This window comes from Pseudomonas sp. A34-9, assembly GCF_029543085.1.
GTDB lineage: Bacteria > Pseudomonadota > Gammaproteobacteria > Pseudomonadales > Pseudomonadaceae > Aquipseudomonas.
This window is the reverse complement of the sequence record NZ_CP119967.1, coordinates 5079250-5097582: the sequence shown is the minus strand read 5'-3', so window position 1 is coordinate 5097582 and position 18333 is coordinate 5079250. Positions and strand designations below refer to the sequence as shown.

11 protein-coding genes are annotated in these 18333 nt (G+C 61.1%); 3 read left to right on the top strand and 8 right to left on the bottom strand.

Annotated features, from left to right (window positions below):
* Nucleotides 1-49: 49 nt before the first annotated feature.
* The 5 genes from P3G59_RS22705 to P3G59_RS22685 all read right to left on the bottom strand — a co-directional run bounded on the left by P3G59_RS22705 (nucleotide 50) and on the right by P3G59_RS22685 (nucleotide 10400).
* A complete protein-coding gene (locus P3G59_RS22705; RefSeq protein ID WP_277759041.1) occupies nucleotides 50-568 on the bottom strand; it encodes a hypothetical protein in 519 nt (172 codons plus the stop codon).
* A gap of 10 nt (nucleotides 569-578) precedes the next feature.
* A complete protein-coding gene (locus tag P3G59_RS22700) occupies nucleotides 579-1418 on the bottom strand; it encodes a hypothetical protein (RefSeq protein ID WP_277759040.1) in 840 nt (279 codons plus the stop codon).
* Nucleotides 1415-4147: an RHS repeat-associated core domain-containing protein gene (locus P3G59_RS22695; protein WP_277759039.1), complete on the bottom strand. Its 2733-nt coding sequence runs from the start codon at nucleotides 4145-4147 to the stop codon at nucleotides 1415-1417. Before P3G59_RS22695 ends, P3G59_RS22700 begins: the two co-directional genes overlap by 4 nt.
* Complete coding sequence (locus P3G59_RS22690; RefSeq protein ID WP_277759038.1) at nucleotides 4144-8643, bottom strand: SpvB/TcaC N-terminal domain-containing protein; 4500 nt, start codon at nucleotides 8641-8643, stop codon at nucleotides 4144-4146. The genes P3G59_RS22695 and P3G59_RS22690 overlap by 4 nt, the downstream gene beginning before the upstream one ends.
* Before the next feature lie 233 nt (nucleotides 8644-8876).
* Nucleotides 8877-10400 carry a fumarate hydratase gene (locus P3G59_RS22685; RefSeq protein ID WP_016773454.1) on the bottom strand — a complete coding sequence of 508 codons (1524 nt, stop codon included), beginning with the start codon at nucleotides 10398-10400 and terminating at the stop codon, nucleotides 8877-8879.
* 614 nt (nucleotides 10401-11014) lie between these two features.
* Here P3G59_RS22685 and P3G59_RS22680 point away from each other — a divergent pair.
* The 3 genes from P3G59_RS22680 to P3G59_RS22670 are packed head-to-tail and all read left to right on the top strand — an operon-like array spanning nucleotide 11015 to nucleotide 13828.
* A complete protein-coding gene (locus tag P3G59_RS22680) occupies nucleotides 11015-12121 on the top strand; it encodes a GGDEF domain-containing protein (protein WP_277759037.1) in 1107 nt (368 codons plus the stop codon).
* Entirely contained in the window at nucleotides 12114-13049 is a 936-nt protein-coding gene (locus P3G59_RS22675; RefSeq protein WP_277759036.1) for an iron-sulfur-binding ferredoxin reductase, read from the top strand. The genes P3G59_RS22680 and P3G59_RS22675 overlap by 8 nt, the downstream gene beginning before the upstream one ends.
* Nucleotides 13050-13078: 29 nt before the next feature.
* Nucleotides 13079-13828, top strand: a complete 750-nt coding sequence (locus P3G59_RS22670) for an enoyl-CoA hydratase-related protein (protein ID WP_277759035.1) — start codon at nucleotides 13079-13081, stop codon at nucleotides 13826-13828.
* A 65-nt stretch (nucleotides 13829-13893) separates the two neighbouring features.
* Here P3G59_RS22670 and P3G59_RS22665 read toward each other — a convergent pair whose 3' ends face one another.
* The 3 genes from P3G59_RS22665 to pyk all read right to left on the bottom strand — a co-directional run bounded on the left by P3G59_RS22665 (nucleotide 13894) and on the right by pyk (nucleotide 18251).
* Entirely contained in the window at nucleotides 13894-15213 is a 1320-nt protein-coding gene (locus tag P3G59_RS22665; protein WP_277759034.1) for a hypothetical protein, read from the bottom strand.
* A gap of 52 nt (nucleotides 15214-15265) precedes the next feature.
* Nucleotides 15266-16546 carry a hypothetical protein gene (locus P3G59_RS22660; protein WP_277759033.1) on the bottom strand — a complete coding sequence of 427 codons (1281 nt, stop codon included), beginning with the start codon at nucleotides 16544-16546 and terminating at the stop codon, nucleotides 15266-15268.
* A 253-nt stretch (nucleotides 16547-16799) separates the two neighbouring features.
* Nucleotides 16800-18251, bottom strand: coding sequence for a pyruvate kinase (pyk, locus tag P3G59_RS22655; protein ID WP_103306425.1), 1452 nt, complete (start codon nucleotides 18249-18251; stop codon nucleotides 16800-16802).
* Nucleotides 18252-18333 lie beyond the last annotated feature (82 nt).

The window sequence follows — 18333 nt, the reverse complement described above, 5'->3', positions numbered from 1 at the left end:
AGCATGCAGAATGCGATTTGATTTGCCTGAACTGACCTGAGCGGTCTGCTCATTCAAGTATGGTTTTAAGCCTATTCAAGTTATCGATCGTCGCGGATGTTGCAGCGGCCACGCTTTGTCGAGTATCACCGGGTGCATGGCCGAAGATCTTTGAGAACATGCGGTAGGTATTAATTGAATCGCGATGGGCGGCGCTGAAACTGCTGTTCACTTCATCCAGTCCCCTTTCCAATATGTCAATCAAACCGGGGATGTGTTGCTTCAGCTTGCCGAGCTTCTCCTGCATCCCGGGCGTCATCCCGTTCCTGGCTGATTCAATTTCATAGATGATTTCGGCGGCGCCCAACAAGGTACCGAGAATCGCACCGACTTCTCCCGCTACCGGGGTTTCATGGGCCTTCATTGCGGCGGAGGCGAGTGTTGTCGAGGTGCCCTTGAACGCTTTGAGTATATTGAGTTCAGTAGGGTTCCTGATTGCTTCGAAGGTCTTCAGGAGCTTTTGATAGCCGTAGGATCCCAGCGACGCGGTTTTGTATTCGCCTTTTTGCTCAACCCTTACCGGATCCATTTTTCCCGATTTAAGTGCGACTGAGGTCGACAAACTTGCGGCTGGACTGGGTGTGCAAACGACCGTTGGCCGGATCGTACGTCCATTGGCTGAGCACACCGTTGGCCGCCTGTTGCTCGGTGATCTGGTCGGCGGCGTTGTATTGCACGTCGAGTAAAACCGGCTGCCAGTCGGGCTGGCCCTTGATCCACAGTTGCACCTGCTTGAGTTGCCCGGCGAGGCCATAGCGTGACTGCTGCCGATGGCCGCCGGCATCGGTCTGTTCCAGCACGACGCCAAGCGGACTGAACACCCGTTGACTGGTGAAAGCTTCGTCATCGATGAAGGTACGGGTCTCGCTCAAGGGCTGGCCAGACAGGGCGAAGCTATTTGTGCGCAGCGTGCCTGAAGGGGCTTTCTGCTCCAGTAACGTTCCGCGCAGATTGTGCTCCGCGTCGGCGGTGGCGTCGGCGTAGGTAAAAACATCGACGTCGCGCTCGTCGTTCTCCTCGACCGCCACCACGCGCAACTGATTGTCGAAGGTCGTGTGCCAATGGCTGCCGCGCTCGTCCCAGCGCTGCAACGGTTCGCCGGCCGGCCCCGGCAGGTTCAGGCCCCAACCGGCGTCGACGCTGGCCGACTTCAGCACTGCGCGCCCCAAGCCATGAACGGTGGTCAGGCTGGGCACCTGCAGGCGCGGATCCCACTGCGCCACCAGCCGCCCAGCCACATCATATTGCTGACGTGACACGAGTGCTGTTGGTGTGTCGTCGGCCAGAGTGCGCAAGTAACTGACCTGACGGATCGGCGAGCCCCGGCTATCGATCACCGCCACCGTGGGAGTACGCCTATGAACGGGGTCGTATTTCATTTGAAATGATGGTTGGTGAAAGGCTTAACAAATTTCTGGAATTTCGACGCTGGTTTCGCTTGTTCGCGCAAAAATCTGTTGTCGGTCAGCAAGTCCTCTTTGTACCACTTCAGGGTGGTCTGGCTGCTTTCGATATATCCCAGGATCGTCCGGGTCTGCTCTCGCAAGGTACTGAGCCGAATGGTCTTGGCAGCCATCAAGCGGCTCTTGTCAGGTAGCACGTCAGCCGAATTGATCGTGTTTTGTCCTACGCTTCTGAAAGCTTTCTCAATATCGACCATTCGCGAAGTGAGGGCTTGTTGCCAGTCGGCGAGCATCGTTTCGATTTTTTCAATCTTGACCGGATCCAGACCCTGTTTAATGTCCTGCGCTTCCTGCACCCGCGAACCGATATTAAGCGCCGCGCCTACGCCTGGAAGATATGCTCCGACGCCGCGGGTCAGTAAGATGTTGGCTGCATCAGCCGGCGTGAAACTCGATGAACGCTCTGTGATGCCAACCTTTTGATCAATGGCTGCGACGCTCATTGCCGATGTTTGTGGAATCAATGGGGCTGTCAAATTTGCAAAGGAAGTGTATTTGCTGGCGATCGCCTCGGCGATATCGCCGCTGACGTGCATGGCAATCATCTCGGACAAGTAGCCGATGGCGGCGGGCATGCCGGTGGTAAGTGTTGGGCCTGCGAACCCGGCACCGAAATAACCAGCGAAGAAGCCGGCAGTGCCTATCAGTGATTCTGCAACAGCGTTCGCCAGCAGTTCGGCTCCATACAGCCCACTTGATACTTTCAGCATCTGGTCAAGCGTTGCGGCGGAGTAATCACCGAGAGTGGTCACGAAGTTTGAGAAATTGACGATATCGAATTTCTCTTGGCTGTTGCCATGCACATCCACAAAAGTTAACGGGTTGTTCCCGACGAATCCGTACAGATTCAGGCCATCCACATCCCCCGCGGGATCGGCACTGACCCAGCGCTGCAACCACGCTGCGTAATAGCGTGCGCCGTAGTAATACAACCCGCTGACGTCCATCTCCTTGCCTGAATAGCGGATGAAGCGGTACGTGGTTTCCGAATTCGGTGCCATCCACGCGGTTTCACCAAAGGGGTAATAGCCCTCCTGGCTGATCATCACGGCGTCTTGATCCAGTTCCATCACGCTGGAACCGAGATGGTCTTCGAGGTTGTAACGCATTTGGTCATTGGCGATTTCATCGGGTTTTTCCGCTGCCCAATGCAGGCAGCGGGCGTTGCCGAGGGTGATGACGTGCAGTTCTTCGCCGTTGTCGCGGGTGCGGATTTCCAGCCCCGGTAAATAGCGCACCTGATGAAAATGTTCGGCGTTGGCTGCGAAGGTTTCGTGGCGTTTGAACACGCGCATGCCCTGGCTGTAGCGGTAATGCTCGGCGTCACTGCGGGCGTTTTCGCGCGAAATCAGGGTCACTTTCTCCAGCTCATCGCGAGCGTTCCATTGCAGCGGCTGGCCTGGTTGCACCGACCGTTGATTGCCGTGCGGGTCGAACAGTTCGTCGAATACCGGCTCCGGCTCGCCCGGTGTCCAGCGCACCCCGCGATTGCTGTTCGGGTCGATGCGCATGTGCCGGGTCGAGTTGTTGCCCGCTCGTACATGACACAGTTCGATCAGGTTGCCACCGTTGTCGTACTGATAGGTCTGGGTGTAGTTGAGGCGATTGTTCGGATCGCCCGGCTGCGGCAGACCGGGAATGTCCGGCGGCGGTGCGTCGTCGTAGCCGGTGGCGCTGGTCATTCGGTAGCGCGAGTCGTAGCTGAAATCACGGTGGCCGTCGATCAGCTGGTTGGCGAAGTAGCGCGGCTGATAGGCGTGGTCTTCGATACGAGTGATATTGCCGACGCGATCGTAGAAGTATTCGAGATTTTGCAGGACAGCGCCGCCGTCCTTGCGGCTGGACTGGGCATGCAAACGACCATCCGCCGGGTTATGCGTCCACGTGCTGAGGACATGGTTGCCGGCCAGTTGCTCGATGATCTGATCGTTGGCGTTGTACTGAGCGTCCCGTAACACCGGTTGCCAGTCCGGCGTGCCGCTGATCAGCAGATCGACTTGCTTGAGCTGCCCGGCCAGACCGTAGCGCGAGCGTCGTTGATGGCCAGCGGCGTCGGTCTGTTCCAGAAGCGCACCCAATGGGCTGAAGACATGCAGGCTGGTGAACGCTTGGTCATCGTGGAAGGTGCGGGTTTCCTTCAGTGCCTGACCGGTCAGGGAAAATCTGTCCGTGAGCAACGAACCGGAACGATCCTTGTGCTCCAGCAACTGGCCGCGGCGGTTGTACTGCGCGTCGTCCGAGGCGTCGGCGTAGTGGAACACCTCCACACTGGCCTCGCTGTTTTCCTCGAGCGCGATTACCCGCAGTTGTTCATCGAAGGTGCTGCGCCAATGACTGCCCCGCGCGTCCCAGCGTTGCAGTGGCTCACCGGCCAGGCCGGGCAGGTTCAGGCGCCAGCCGGCATCGACACTGTCGGACTTGAGCGCGTCACCGTTCAGGCCGTAAACCGTGGTCAGGCAGGGCAGCGGCAGGCGTGAGTCCCATTGCGCGACCATACGCCCTTGCACATCGTGTTGCTGGCGGGTGGGCAGTGGTACTGGCGTGTCTTCGGCAACCGTGCGCAAGTAAGCGACTTGCCGAACCGGCAGACCGCGACTGTCGATTACCGCCAGCGCGGGTGTGCGCCAATCCACCGTGCTGTTCATGATCTCGCCGCCTTCGATGGCGATGGCTCGGCGGTGTCATTGAAGTCTTCGCTGGTGTGGTACCACGGGTGGTATGTCTCGCGGGAGAAGTCACCCTTGGCGTTGACCAGCCTGATCGCCCGGCCCAGCGGGTCATAAAACAATTGATCGAAGTAGCCGAGTTCGTGCAGGGAGTGATCGTTGACGTAGCGATGCACGTTGGCGAAAAACGGCCGGAACTGACGCACCGCCAAACCCTTGTTGTTGTATTCGATGCGCTCGCTGATGCGCCAGCGCGGGTCGGCATGGACCTCGACAAACTTGCCGTTCTCGACAATCAGTGAGCCGTCATCGGCCACCGCATACGCCATGCCGGGGTCAACCCGTTGCTGGGTTTGCAGCGTCCGGCCAAAGCCGTCAACGCAGACTTTGACGATCTGGATCTGCGCCGCAACCTCATCGTCGGGGTAGCGGTCGGCGCTCAGCACCACACTGTGGACCGGTTCGCGATGCGCCGCATCGATTGCCTCACGCAAGGTCTGTTCGGCGGGCGTCAGGTTGTTGGACAGGGCAAGCCGCCGGCGTGCGCTGGCGCGGATGTGGCCGCTGGGCAGCAGGTATCCGTCCGCCACCCACTGTGCTGTCGCCGCATTCGCGAGCGGGAGTTCCCCCATCCAGCTGAACAGGTCTTTGCGCAGGGTGCTGGCGGCTTTTTGCACAGCCTTGCCCGGATCATTGATGGCCGGGTCCGGGCGATGATCCTCCGGGCGCTCGTATTCACTCAGCGGTCTGAAGCCGGCGGCCACAGCGTTTTCGCTACCGTAAAAACTGCTGGCCAGCGGCTGCCCGGAAGGTTCGTAGATCGCCTCCTGGATATTGTCGTTAGCGTCGGTGATGCGCAGCGGTTGCAAGGCGTGATAGTCGTAAGCGATCTGCGTGGTGCAGCCGTCCGGCAACTCGACGCGGGTCACCGCCAGCCGATAGTCGTCGTATTCGGCGGTGGTGAAACCGTGGCTGAGGGTTTCGCGGTAGCGCTGCACTTTGTAGAAATCGCTGAGGCTGCCGTACTCGGCAAAGCCGAATGTTGCCGACCACAGGTTGGCTTCGGCGTCGGCCGGGGCGGGTGGTTCGAACTGGAGAGCCATCGGTTTATAACCGATCTTCGCCAGCTCTTCGCGAATGTCGAAGGGCGGCGGCAGCACGTCGTAGGCGTCCAGCGCGGTCTTGTCCAATTGCGCCAGTTCCAGCGGCCCGGCCAGTGCTTCGAACTCTGCAACACCGTCAGCCAGCGGGGTGCCGTCTTCTTTCACGTAGCGTTGTACGGACTGGGTTGTCAGGACCCGCTCGGTCTCCCAGTGTGAGGAATTCTGATGCTCCGTCAGTTGCCCGAAGGACACCTGCTCCGGGGACAGCCCGGTGGGCAGCGTACCTTTGGGCAGCACCAGCGCATTGCTGCGCTGTTGAAATGGCAAGCCGAGTCGCCAGTGCTGGGGATCCTTGTCCAGATCAATGAACTGACTGTGGGTCTCGCTCAGATAGAACGACTGTTGCGCCTCGTCATGAGCGTCGCGCCACCACTGTTGCTCATCGGGATCGGTAAACGGTGGTGTGTCCGTGTCGCTCAGGCGGCGCGCGTAGCTCACCGTCAGCGCATGGATCGACAGGCCGTAATCGTTCCAGCGCAGGTTGACCTCGTGCCGGCACAGCGGATCGTCGATGAAACGGTCGTACTGATAGCTGATTTTTTCCAGCACCAGCGGCAGTAGAACCGCAGCCGCATACGATCCTTTGCAACGTACTTCGCGCACCAGATAGCGAAATTCTTCCACCGCATAAGGCAGGGCAATGCCCGGTTCGTCGACCTCGGCATCGGCATAGGTTTCGACGCGGGTGACCGAGCCGACCAGCGCCCGGGCTATCTGGTATTGGCTGTCGGCGTCGTGCGGCGCGATCGGTTCGTCGACTTCGTCGGCGGGGTGATAACGGCTGAACACTGTTTTGCCCAGTGCAACCGCGCGTGCATCCTCATTGAAATAGGCCTCGCGGGAGCGGTCCAGCGATTGCCCGGTATGAAACCAGGTACAGACCCGCACCGGTGCGCTGAAACCGACGTCGTCATCACCCGCAGCGCTTTCACTGTCGGTTTGCTGCAAGTGGCCGAAACCGCGGAATTCACGCTCCCTGCCGTCGTAGACACCCTCACGCCAAGTGAACGACTGGGTCAGGCAATTGCCGGTGATTTCATCCCGTTGCTGCTGCTGTTTGACCACCGCCACCGGAAACGGCAAATGCGCGACCGGCAGACGTTTGAGTGTGAGCAAGCGGTGTTTTTCGTCCAGCCATTCCTGCGCCGAACTGCGATAGACCACGCTGGTGCTGCAACCCATGTTGTTATTGCTGGCCGTCAGCAACCAGGGTTTGGCCGAGACGAAATCGTAGCGCCAATGCTGCGGCTGCAGATGCGGCACGGTGAGGATCAGGCTGGCACAGCCCAGGCCTTGCAGGTCGGCGAAGCTCACCTGACACAAACGGTCAAAGCGCACGCCTTCGGGCCACGGCACCGTGACCGGAATTTGCTCCAGACCATTACCGCCGCGATTCAGATAGATCTCGAAGACATCGGATTGCAGATAGATCAGCGCCGGTGCCCCGGAGCCATCGAGGTCGGCCAGACGTACGCGCGAGGCATCGAATTGCTCATAGGTGAACGGCAGCTCGCTGATCTTGCGACCTTCACCGAACCGGCCGTGGCCCAGATTCGGCCAGCAGGTGATTTCGTTGTGGCGTATGCGGCACAGCTCGGGCATGTCGCTGCCCAGCAAGTGAGCGAGTACGACCAGTTCAGTGGCTGAGTTGCTGAACAGCGGCAAGCGGTCGTCGGCTGGCGTATGCGCCACGACTTCGGCCGCTGCGAAACCTTGTTCCCGTTGGTTGGCGTACAGACGTACCGAGTTCGGGCCGATCAGGGCAATCGAGCTGAGGCCGTCTCCGCTGAGGTCGCCCAGTTGCGACAGCGTGTTGAAAAACTCCAGCGGGAACGCGTCGAACGGCACGAAGTCGGCGAACTCGCGTTGCGCATTCAGCGTGCGCACACCGCTGAGGCCCGGTTGCGCGGTGATCCAGTCCAGACGTCCGTCACCGGTCAGGTCGGTGAGCAGTTGCTCGACCGGGCGGTGACGGGCGGCCACCGGGATCTTGTCCAGCGCCGTCCATGGCCCATAGCCGATCGCGTCACCGCCTGCGTCTGCGCGCAGCGGTTCGCGGTAATACCAGGCCTGATCGTGGCGGTAGAGAAACCCGGGAATGCCTTCACCATAAAGGTCGACGCATTGGTAGAACGCGCCGTCCTCGATGCCCGGTTGATGATCCGCTTCGAACAAACGCGCCGGGGTTTTGTTGATCTCGAAGGCTGAATAGTCGAATTCCACCGGCGGGGTGTTTTCGACTGCGCCGCTGGCATCGAAAGCCTGATAGTGGGCGGCGCTGATCTGGCTGTAGGACCACTGCGTGACGTTTTGCGGCGAGTGGTACTCCAGCAATAGACGACGCACCAGCACCGGTTTACCCGGCAGGCTGAGCGGGAAGTGATGAAACATCAGCACTTGCCGGCAGAGCCGACGGGTGCCCACTTCAAAACCCTGGCCATAGGTTGAAAAGGGATCCGGGCGAACGGGCCACGGCAGCAGGGTGTCGCCGTCATAGGCCGGGACTTCGGTCAGCGCCGTGGCGCGCTCGCCGTAGTCGAACACCAGCTGAAAATGCCAGTCCGGTTGCGCGGCATCCTCCGCCTCCCAGGCATAGAGCTTCTTGCTCGCGGTGAAATTGCCGTAGCACAGCCGCTGCAGATAGCGCTGGGCGCTGTAATCATGGACCAGGTCGGGATCCTGATCATCCGCCTGGTACTGATAACAGATATGTTCGCCGCGTGCGTTCATGCTTTCGCAAAGCAGCCAGACGCTGATGTGCTGTGGGTCGGCCGGATCGGCACGGCGTGAAGTGGCTGACTTGCCATACACATGCAACGAGCCGTCAGCGCCATGCACCAGCCAGAAGGGCGGCTCACCGGATTGCGCTTGCCACAGCTCGCGCAGGGCAAAGTCGCCTTCGACCCGTGGCCAGTAACGCACTACCGCGTGCGGTCCGACGTCATCGCCGTCATAAGCGGATTCAAGCCGCGACTTGAGGGTGCCGTCGTCCTCAAGCTCCGGCATCCACACCTCGCCGTCGGCGCCGATGATTTCGTCGTGCCCGGTATAGCGTGGCACGCCTTTGTTGGTGCGCCGGCTGATCTGACTGAGCCCCAGCCCCCAGCCAACCCCGAACGGGCCGTTGCCGGCCTGGCTGCTATAGGTCAGTGACAGCTGCGGATCCCAGCCACGCCCGGCGGACAGGGGGATTGGCAGCTCGAACGACGCGGCACCGGTCGGCCCGACGGCACCCCAACTTTTGCCAATGGTGGCAATCGACGAGCTTTTGGCAATGGAAGGTGTGGTGATGCTCAGTTCCTGATCGGCCATGGTCTTGTCCGTTGCACACGCGGGAGGCGAGGATGGACAGACGCTATCAAGAACCGGGCGGGGCGTAACCTGTCAGACCTGACAGGTGCGCAAGAACGATTTGTAAGCATTGGCGAGGTTTTTATCGCCAAAAATGAGATTGCCCGATCTTGTAGGAGCTGCCGAAGGTTCGGGCACAAAAAAAGGCCGGCCCGTCGCGTGACGGGCCGGCCTTCTTTTTACGGTTTAAGCGCTTACTGCACTTCTACCGCCAGGCTTTCGCTGATCTTCTGTTGCCAGATCGCCGGGCCGGTGATGTGCACCGACTCGCCTTTGCTATCGACTGCAACCGTCACCGGCATGTCCTTGACCTCGAACTCGTAGATCGCTTCCATGCCCAGCTCGGCGAACGCCAGTACCTTGGACTTCTTGATCGCTTGCGCCACCAGATAAGCGGCGCCGCCGACGGCCATCAGGTACACGGCCTTGTTGTCCTTGATCGCGTCGATTGCGGTCGGGCCGCGCTCGGACTTGCCGATCATGCCCAACAGGCCGGTCTGCTCGAGGATCTGCCGGGTGAACTTGTCCATCCGCGTTGCGGTGGTCGGGCCCGCCGGGCCAACCACTTCGTCACCGACCGGATCAACCGGGCCGACGTAGTAGATGAAGCGACCTTTGAGGTCCACCGGCAGGGTTTCGCCCTTGTTGAGCATCTCGACCATGCGCTTGTGCGCGGCGTCGCGACCGGTGAGCATTTTGCCGTTGAGCAGGACGGTTTCGCCCGGCTTCCAGCTCTGCACGTCTTCCGGGGTCAGGGTGTCGAGATTGACGCGGCGGGCCGACGGGCCGGCTTCCCAGACGATTTCCGGGTAGGCGTCCAGCGGTGGCGCTTCCAGCGAGGCCGGGCCGCTGCCGTCGAGCACGAAGTGCGCGTGACGGGTGGCGGCGCAGTTCGGGATCATGCACACCGGCAACGAAGCGGCGTGGGTCGGGTAGTCCATGATCTTCACGTCGAGCACGGTGGTCAGGCCACCGAGGCCCTGGGCGCCGATGCCCAACTGGTTGACCTTCTCGAACAGCTCCAGACGCATTTCTTCGATGCGGTTCTGCGGGCCACGGGCCTTCAGTTCGTGGATGTCGATGGATTCCATCAACACTTCCTTGGCCATGACGGCGGCTTTCTCGGCGGTGCCGCCGATGCCGATGCCGAGCATGCCCGGTGGGCACCAGCCGGCGCCCATGGTCGGAACGGTCTTCAGTACCCAGTCAACGATCGAGTCGGACGGGTTGAGCATGGCCATTTTCGACTTGTTCTCGGAACCGCCGCCCTTGGCCGCCACGTCCACTTCCACGGTGTTGCCCGGGACGATGGAGTAGTGGATGACCGCCGGGGTGTTGTCCTTGGTGTTTTTGCGAGCGCCCGCCGGGTCGGCGAGGATCGAGGCACGCAGGACGTTTTCCGGCAGGTTATAGGCGCGACGCACGCCTTCGTTGATCATGTCGTCCAGGCCCATGGTGGCGCCATCCCAACGTACGTCCATGCCGACGCGCACGAACACGGTGACGATGCCGGTGTCCTGGCAGATCGGGCGGTGGCCGGTGGCGCACATGCGCGAGTTGATCAGGATCTGCGCCATCGAGTCACGGGCCGCTGGCGATTCTTCGCGCAGGTAGGCTTCGTGCATCGCCTGGATGAAATCCACGGGGTGGTAATAGGAAATGAACTGCAGGGCGTCGGCAACGCTCTGAATCAGGTCGTCTTGCTTGATCACGGTCATGAGTCGCGCTCCTCTAAAAGACGGGAACATTCAATAAGGTGCCTGCGGCTTGGGTGTTTCGGTCGGTCGCAAGCACCTTTCAAGGCACGCCGGGGCTGCTGGCGCGACGCTAAAAAGGCGCGGCAGTATAACGCGCCTCGATGGGGCGTACACGCGCCGGCAGTCATTCGTTGGTCGCATGGGTGGGCGAATATCGGACATGGGGTTTGCTCTTCAAGAGCTACCCCCTCACCCCAGCCCTCTCCCCCAGGGGGGCGAGGGGGAAAGGGAGCCGATCTTGGTGCTGTTCAAAACCTGAGTTCGGCTGGGGGAAAGGGAGCCGATCTTGGTGCTGTTCAAAACCTGAGTTCGGCTGAGGAGAAGGGAGCTGATGTGCCGCTTCCAGGCCTGAGTCCGGCGCGATGTTTCAGGTCGGTGTACCTCGGATAAACAACACGGTCAGTCCCCTCTCCCTCTGGGAGAGGGCTAGGGTGAGGGGCTTTTGAGGCCACACTTTTGACGTCAAATTTCGAGCCCGAAAATCGGTGGTCATTTATCGACTACGCCACTAAAGTGGCAGCCGGTCTGTAGAGTAGGACACTCGGTCAGCCTCCAATCGCACGGTGAGTCAACGATTGACCCATAACGCCATTCAACGTCTTTTGCTCAAACGCTTTGCCCTCGCTGCAGCCACCTATGGATTGGCTTTGCTGCTGCTGTGGCTGGCGTTTTTCACCGGTCATTACGAGCAGTCCCTCAGTGCCATCGCCATCGGCAGCGCACTGGTGGTCATCAGTCAGGCCACCCTGTTCGCGCTGTTCTGGAGCGGGCGAAACCTGCGCTTTGCCGACCCCAGCCTGACCGAAGCACAAGTGCTGCTCGGCCTCGGCTGGCAGACCTGGCTGATCGCCCATCTGGATGAAGCGCGTGGCGCCTTTTTGGTGTTCTATGTGTTGATCCTGCTGTTCGGCCTGTTCCATCTCAGTCGGCGGGCGTTCGTCCGTTGCGCACTGTTGGTGTTTTTCAGTTTCTGCGCGATCACGCTGTGGGACGCTTACCACTTGCGCTTTCGCGAGCCTGCGCTTGCTGCCTTGCAGGTGTGCATTCTGGCGATGGTGCTGGCGTGGCTGGTGCTTTATGCACGCTTCGTACAGGTTTCGCGCCAACGCCAGCGGCAGCGCCGGTTTGCCTTGCAGGCGCATCAGGACACCCTGCGCGGGATGATGCGCCAGCTCGAAGATCTGGTCGCTACGGATGAGTTGACCGGCCTGTTCAATCGTCGGCACTTCCTGCGCCTGGCCTCGCGGGAGCTGAATGCCATGGACAGCGACGTGGTGCATGGCCTGGCGCTGATCGACCTCGACCACTTCAAACGCATCAACGACCTGCATGGTCACGCCGCCGGCGATCAGGTGCTGCAGGCGTTCGCCGCTGTCGCCCAGGCCTGCCTGCGCGACGGCGACGTGCTGGCGCGTTATGGTGGTGAGGAGTTCGTGGTGTTGCTGCCCGACTGCAACGCCGAACGCCTGACCGCGTGTTGCGAACGCCTGCGTATCGCCTTCACCGATGTCGAACTGATCGGCTTGAATGTGCGCAGTCTCAGCCTGTCGGCGGGCATGACTCTGCTGACCCTGGGCGATGATCTGGATGAGGCGTTGCAGCGTGCCGATCAGGCGCTTTATCGAGCCAAGCGTGACGGCCGCAATCGGTGTGCGGCCGCGTGGGAGAACGTCGATGCCTGAACTTCGTGTCGGTGAACGGCAATGGTCGGTGGCGGCGGGCAGCAACCTGCTCGACGCCCTCAACCAGAACGGCGTCGCCGTACCTTACAGTTGCCGCGCCGGCAGTTGCCATGCCTGCCTGGTGCAGTGCGTGCACGGCCTGCCGACGGACAATCGCCCGGATGCCTTGAGCGCCGAGCAGCGTCAGCAGGGCTGGCGCCTGGCGTGTCAGTGTCAGGTGATCGAAGATTTGCAGGTGCACACCTTCGACCCGCTCACCGACGGTCGCCCGGCGGTGGTCGCAGCGCTGGACTGGCTCAGCGCCAGCGTCCTGCGTCTGCGCCTGACCCCGCAACGGCCATTGCGCTACAGCGCCGGCCAGCATCTGGTGTTATGGATCGATCACATCGCGCGGCCTTATTCACTGGCCAGCCTGCCGGAAGAAGACCGCTTTCTGGAATTTCACCTCGACTGTCGTCAGCCCGGCGAATTCAGCGACGCCGCGCGGCGCTTGCAGATCGGCGACTCGATCCGTCTCGGCGAACTGCGCGGCGGCGCGCTGCATTACGACCCCGACTGGCACACCCGGCCGCTGTGGCTGCTGGCTGCCGGCACCGGGCTCGGCCCATTGTTCGGTGTGCTGCGTGAAGCCCTGCGGCAGGATCACCAAGGCGCTATCCGCGTCATTCACCTGGCCCATGACGCCAGCGAGCACTATCTGGCCAAACCCTTGGCGGCACTGGCCGCGCAGCGGGACAACCTGACGGTGGAGCTATGGACGGCGGCCGAGTCAGCCGCCGCTTTGGCGCAACTGCGCCTTGTTTCCCGGCAAACCCTGGCCTTAGTCTGCGGCTCGACGGCCAGTGTCGACGCCTTCGCCCGACGCCTGTACCTGGCCGGATTGCCGCGCAACCAACTGCTGGCTGATGTGTTTGTGAGCCGTGGTTGAGCGCTGATATTTCAGACGCGAGACACGCCATGACCGATGCCATCCTGCTGGAACGCGAACGCGGTTTGCTGACCCTGCGCCTCAACCGTCCAGACAAGAAAAACGCCCTGACCCGCGCCATGTACAGCCGTCTCGCCGAGGCGCTGAAGCAGGCCGATAGCGATCCTGAGATCAACGCCGTGCTGATCACCGGCAGCGCCGAGTGTTTCACCGCCGGCAACGACATCGCCGATTTCATCCAGCAACCGCCGAGCGATCTGGACAGCCCGGTGTTCCACTTCATGCGCGGCCTGCTCGAATGCCGCAAGCCGGTGATTGCGGCTGTGGCCGGTGCAGCAGTGGGCATCGGCACCACGTTGTTGCTGCACTGCGATCTGGTCTATGTGGCCCGCGATGCGCGGTTGCGCATGCCTTTCGTCAATCTTGGGTTATGTCCGGAATTCGGCTCCAGCCTGATCCTGCCGCGTTTGCTCGGGCAGGCCAAAGCGGCAGAGTTGCTGCTGCTCGGCGAAGGTTTCAGTGGAGAACAGGCCGCCCAGTGGGGCATCGCCACTGAAGCGTTGGGCAGTGGCGCAGCCGTGTTAGCCAAAGCGCGTGAAATGGCGTTGCGCTTCGATGAACTGCCACCGCAAGCCGTGCGCATCAGCAAGCAATTGATGAAAGCGCCGGATCGCCAGCAAATCCGCCAGGTGATCGAGGAGGAGGGCGCACTGTTCACCCAACGGCTGCGCTCGCCGGAAGCGTTGGCAGCGTTGAACGGTTTCATCAAACGCCATTGAAAGATCGCAGCCGAGGTGCTGCCGAAGGCTGCGTTTGATCTTCAACTCGGCACAAAGCCTCGCCCTCAACGCGGCGGGGCAATCAGACCCCGGGCAATGCACGGCATTGCCTGACCGTCGACTACGGTTGCGCCAAAAAACAGCACGCTGGCATCAGTGATGATGGCAGACGTCAGGCCGAAGGGATCGACACTGTATTGCAGCCAGCCTGTGCCGCCACCGAAGGTTTTATCCAGCGTGCCCGCATCGGTGAATTTTGCCACGACAGTTCGAGCGGGGTCATACAGATGTCCGTACACCAGAATACTGCCGTCCTGCTGGATAATCGCGTCGTGCCAACTGGTGATGCGCCCGTCGAGCTTCAGCAACAGAGGGTTGCCACGATTGAACTGGATGTTTTCACCGCCATCGGCTTCGCGACTGATCAGTAACCCGCAATCCTCCTGACCCAGGCCGTAACCGATGCCCAGAAGACGTTTGTTCGTCTGCGCCACAAGCCTGTCCAGGAGGTAGTTGGTGTCGCCTCGCGCCGATTCGATCAACAGATAACCGTTGCTGGCGAACGAGGTGTCGGTGATGCCGCTGGCATGCAGTCTGGTAAAGATTGCCCGGGCAGGCGGATCCCCGGGTTCATCGCAATGACCGGCCAGCACGTACTTCCCGTCGTCAGCCAGCAGAATGTCGGTGATTTCGGTATGCGCAAAGTCAGGATGAGCGACCCAGACAATGCCGGTCTGGTTGAAGTCGGGGTCGAGTACGCCGTCGGCTGTCAGTCGGATGATCGCGGTTTGTGTTTCCTCGAGGCCGTCGTAGACGGATTCATGCAAAAGGATTTTGCCGTCGGGCAGAAGATTGCTGCCGGCCGTTCGCGGCGTCGAGGAAACGTTCAGGCCATCGACACTGTCATCGTCAGTCCCGCTGATGCTGCCAAGCGCAATCAATAGTGTTCCATCCTCGCCGAAGGCTGGATCCGGCGTGCCATCGGGGTGTAAGCGGATCAGGCCTTTCCAGGTGTTGAAGGTGTCATCGTAGTAATTGCCGATCAGCAGTATTTTTCCGTTACTCAGTTCGATGACCTCGCTGACCCCCGAATAAGATATCCGGCCATTGTGTGGCGCAAACTCGCCGATGACATAACCTGCCTCGCCGAACGCCGGATCGACCGTCCCCTGTGCCGTCAGCCTCACGCAGTAATAGGCAAATCGATTTTCGCCGATGCGCAGCGCACCGCCGACATACACACGACCCGCAGCATCAACCCCGATGCCTTGGGGCAAGACGCTTTGCCCGGGTGCGCCGGGCGCCTGCAACACGACCCGGCCAGCGCTACCAAACGCCGGATCGAGCTGCCCTTCGTTACGCAAAACCGCTGCATCATTGCTCATGTTCTGGTTCCTTGAATGGTCCGGGCAATCGCCTGGGCGATGATCGTCCTGTTCAGCCACGGCCGTGGTAACGAAGCACCAGGCCTTGAAAATCAGCGGCGAGGGAACCTGCAATGACGATTTTGCCGTCGGTCTGCAGGGTGAGGGCGTCGAACGTACTCGACCGCTCCAACGGGGTGCTTGCCCAGCCGGCGCCGTTGAACGTCGGGTCCAGTGAGCCGTCGCTCAGCAGCCGGGCGACGGCCACTTCGCCTTGTTCTTTGGGCCGGTGGATCTTGCCCAGCATCACGATGCTTCCGTCTGGTTGCATGGCGCCGCGTTGCCAAAGGGTGTCGAGGTCATTCAGGCGGGTCAGCAACGGTTGGCCACGGTTGAACTGAATGTTCGGCTGCCCATCCGGTTCAAGGCTGATCAACAGGCCTTGCGCGGCGTCTGTCTCGCCGATCCCCAGCAGGCGTTTGTTGGGCTGGGCAATCACGGCATTGAGTTCGGCGCTCGCCTGTAGCGTGCTGACCAGGACAAACCCGGCATCACCGAAGCCCGCATCAAGGTTGCCATCGGCCTGGTAGCGGGCGAAGAGCGGTGCCGACGAGCCGGACTGAGCGGTCAGATTGCCGCACACGCTGATCTTGCCATCCGCGTCGAGCAACGCACTGCGCAGTCTCACGTTGGCGGGATCGGCACCGGGATAAACGACCGGTACGTAACCTTTCTGGTTGAACGAGGTGTCCAGTGCGCCCACGCTGTCGAGCAGGTAAATGAAGGCGCGGGTATCTGCCGAATGAGCGACGACGTAGTTGTGCACCAGCACAATCTTGCCGTTGGCCAAAGCCGTGGCGCTGACGCTCGAGAGCAGACCTGCACCTGCGGTTGCACGATGGGCCTGAACAGCCTCGGGGTGTTCGAGGACAACGTAGCCGTTGTTGCCGAATCCGAGATCCAGCGTGCCATCGGCAAAAAATCGGGCCAGCGCAGGAATTCCGTCGAGTCGCACCAGCCCGGTGAGGAGGATTTTGCCGTCGTCGAGCAGGCTGATGGATTTACCCAGCGAGGGGGCGCCCGGGCTAAACGAACCGCTGACGACGCCCCCCGTACCAAAACTGTTATCCAGCGTGCCGTCGGGCAGCAAGCGACCCAGCAGGTAAGGCCGGTTGGTGGTGCTTGAGCGTGCTTGCCCGGTGAAATAAAGGCGTTGCGGCGAATGCTCTGCCTCAACGCCGGTGATCAGTGTTTCAGGCGCCAGGTGGGGCAGGCTCAGACGAAAAATGCCGGCCTCGGCAAACTGTTCATCCAGCGTGCCGGCGGCTTGTAAGGATCGGATGGAGCTGTTCATGGAACTCTCCCTGAGTGGATGGTGCTCGACTCAAGTAGCTACCCATCAACCTGCCCCGTCTACTGTCAGGTTTGACAGTAGACGGGGCAGGCGGCTCTGTGATCTACGGTTGGCTGTTCTGGCCAATCAGAATGCAAAAAGCCCCGCCATTCACATGGCGGGGCTTTCGTTTTTCAGCAAGCGTTCACTCAGAACCAGGCAAAACCTGTGGGAGCGGGCATGCCCGCAAACAGGTCGGTGCAGGCACCGATACTCAGACCTGCGGGTCGCCCACGTGCAGGATCTTCATGCCGTTGGTGCCGCCGGTGGTGTGGTAGCTGTCGCCCTTGGTCAGGATGACCCAGTCGCCTTTTTCCACAACGCCGCGCTTGACCAGTTCGTCGATCGCCTTCTGGCTGACTTCGTGCGGTTCCAGCGAAGCCGGGTCGAACGGGATGGTGTACACGCCACGGAACATCGCTGCGCGCGCCTGGGTCTCGCGGTGTGGCGAGTAGGCGTAGATCGGCACCGAAGAACGGATACGCGACATGATCAGCGGGGTGTAGCCACTTTCGGTCAGGGCGATGATCGCTTTGACGCCCGGGAAGTGGTTGGCGGTGTACATGGTTGCCAGCGCGATGCTTTCGTCGCAGCGGGTGAATTCCTTGCCGATGCGGTGGCTGGAGGTCTTGCCGGTCGGGTGCTTTTCAGCGCCGACGCAGATACGCGCCATCGCTTGCACGGCTTCCAGCGGATACAGACCGGCAGCGGATTCAGCCGACAACATCACGGCGTCGGTGTAGTCGAGCACGGCGTTGGCCACGTCGGACACTTCGGCGCGGGTTGGCATCGGGTTCTGGATCATCGACTCCATCATCTGGGTCGCGACGATCACGGCCTTGTTGTGGCGGCGTGCGTGCAGAATGATTTTCTTCTGAATGCCCACAAGCTCCGCGTCGCCGATCTCCACACCGAGGTCACCACGGGCAACCATCACCGCGTCGGACGCCTGAATCAGGCCGTCGAGGGTTTCGTCGTCGGCCACGGCTTCGGCGCGTTCGATCTTCGCCACCAGCCAGGCAGTGCCGCCGGCCTCGTCGCGCAGTTGACGGGCGTAGTTCATGTCGGCGGCGTCGCGCGGGAAGGACACCGCGAGGTAGTCGACTTCCATTTCCGCAGCGAGCTTGATGTCGGCCTTGTCTTTTTCAGTCAGGGCCGGCGCGGTCAGGCCGCCACCGCGACGGTTGATGCCTTTGTGGTCGGACAGCGGGCCGCCGATGGTCACCACGCAGTGCAGTTCGGTGGCGGTGGCGGTTTCGACGCGCATCACCACGCGGCCGTCGTCGAGCAGCAGCTCGTCGCCCACGCCGCAGTCCTTGACCAGATCCGGGTAGTCGATGCCGACCACTTGCTGGTTGCCTTCGGTCAACGGATGGCTGGTGGAGAAGGTGAACTTGTCACCGATCTTCAGCTCGATCTTCTTGTTGGCGAATTTGGCGATACGGATTTTCGGGCCTTGCAGGTCGCCGAGCAGGGCGACGAAGCGGCCGTGCTTGGCTGCGAGGTCACGCACCAGCTTCGCGCGAGCCTTGTGCTCGTCGGGGGTGCCGTGGGAGAAGTTCAGACGGGCGACGTCCAGACCAGCCAGAATCAGCTGTTCGAGAACTTCCGGCGAGTTACTGGCCGGGCCAAGGGTAGCGACGATTTTGGTACGACGGACGGACATGCAAAGACTCCTGAGTTCAAGCGCTAGCGAAGGCTACTATGCTCTTGAGGTGTAGTCATTGTTCGAATGCACTACTTATTAC

Excerpts from the sequence above, each read along its gene's own strand:
- P3G59_RS22705 (WP_277759041.1), bottom strand. The coding sequence starts at position 568 with ATGGATCCGGTAAGGGTTGAGCAAAAAGGCGAATACAAAACCGCGTCG.
- P3G59_RS22700 (WP_277759040.1), bottom strand. The coding sequence starts at position 1,418 with ATGAAATACGACCCCGTTCATAGGCGTACTCCCACGGTGGCGGTGATC.
- P3G59_RS22695 (WP_277759039.1), bottom strand. The coding sequence starts at position 4,147 with ATGAACAGCACGGTGGATTGGCGCACACCCGCGCTGGCGGTAATCGAC.
- P3G59_RS22690 (WP_277759038.1), bottom strand. The coding sequence starts at position 8,643 with ATGGCCGATCAGGAACTGAGCATCACCACACCTTCCATTGCCAAAAGC.
- P3G59_RS22685 (WP_016773454.1), bottom strand. The coding sequence starts at position 10,400 with ATGACCGTGATCAAGCAAGACGACCTGATTCAGAGCGTTGCCGACGCC.
- P3G59_RS22675 (WP_277759036.1), top strand. The coding sequence starts at position 12,114 with ATGCCTGAACTTCGTGTCGGTGAACGGCAATGGTCGGTGGCGGCGGGC.
- P3G59_RS22670 (WP_277759035.1), top strand. The coding sequence starts at position 13,079 with ATGACCGATGCCATCCTGCTGGAACGCGAACGCGGTTTGCTGACCCTG.
- P3G59_RS22665 (WP_277759034.1), bottom strand. The coding sequence starts at position 15,213 with ATGAGCAATGATGCAGCGGTTTTGCGTAACGAAGGGCAGCTCGATCCG.
- P3G59_RS22660 (WP_277759033.1), bottom strand. The coding sequence starts at position 16,546 with ATGAACAGCTCCATCCGATCCTTACAAGCCGCCGGCACGCTGGATGAA.
- pyk (WP_103306425.1), bottom strand. The coding sequence starts at position 18,251 with ATGTCCGTCCGTCGTACCAAAATCGTCGCTACCCTTGGCCCGGCCAGT.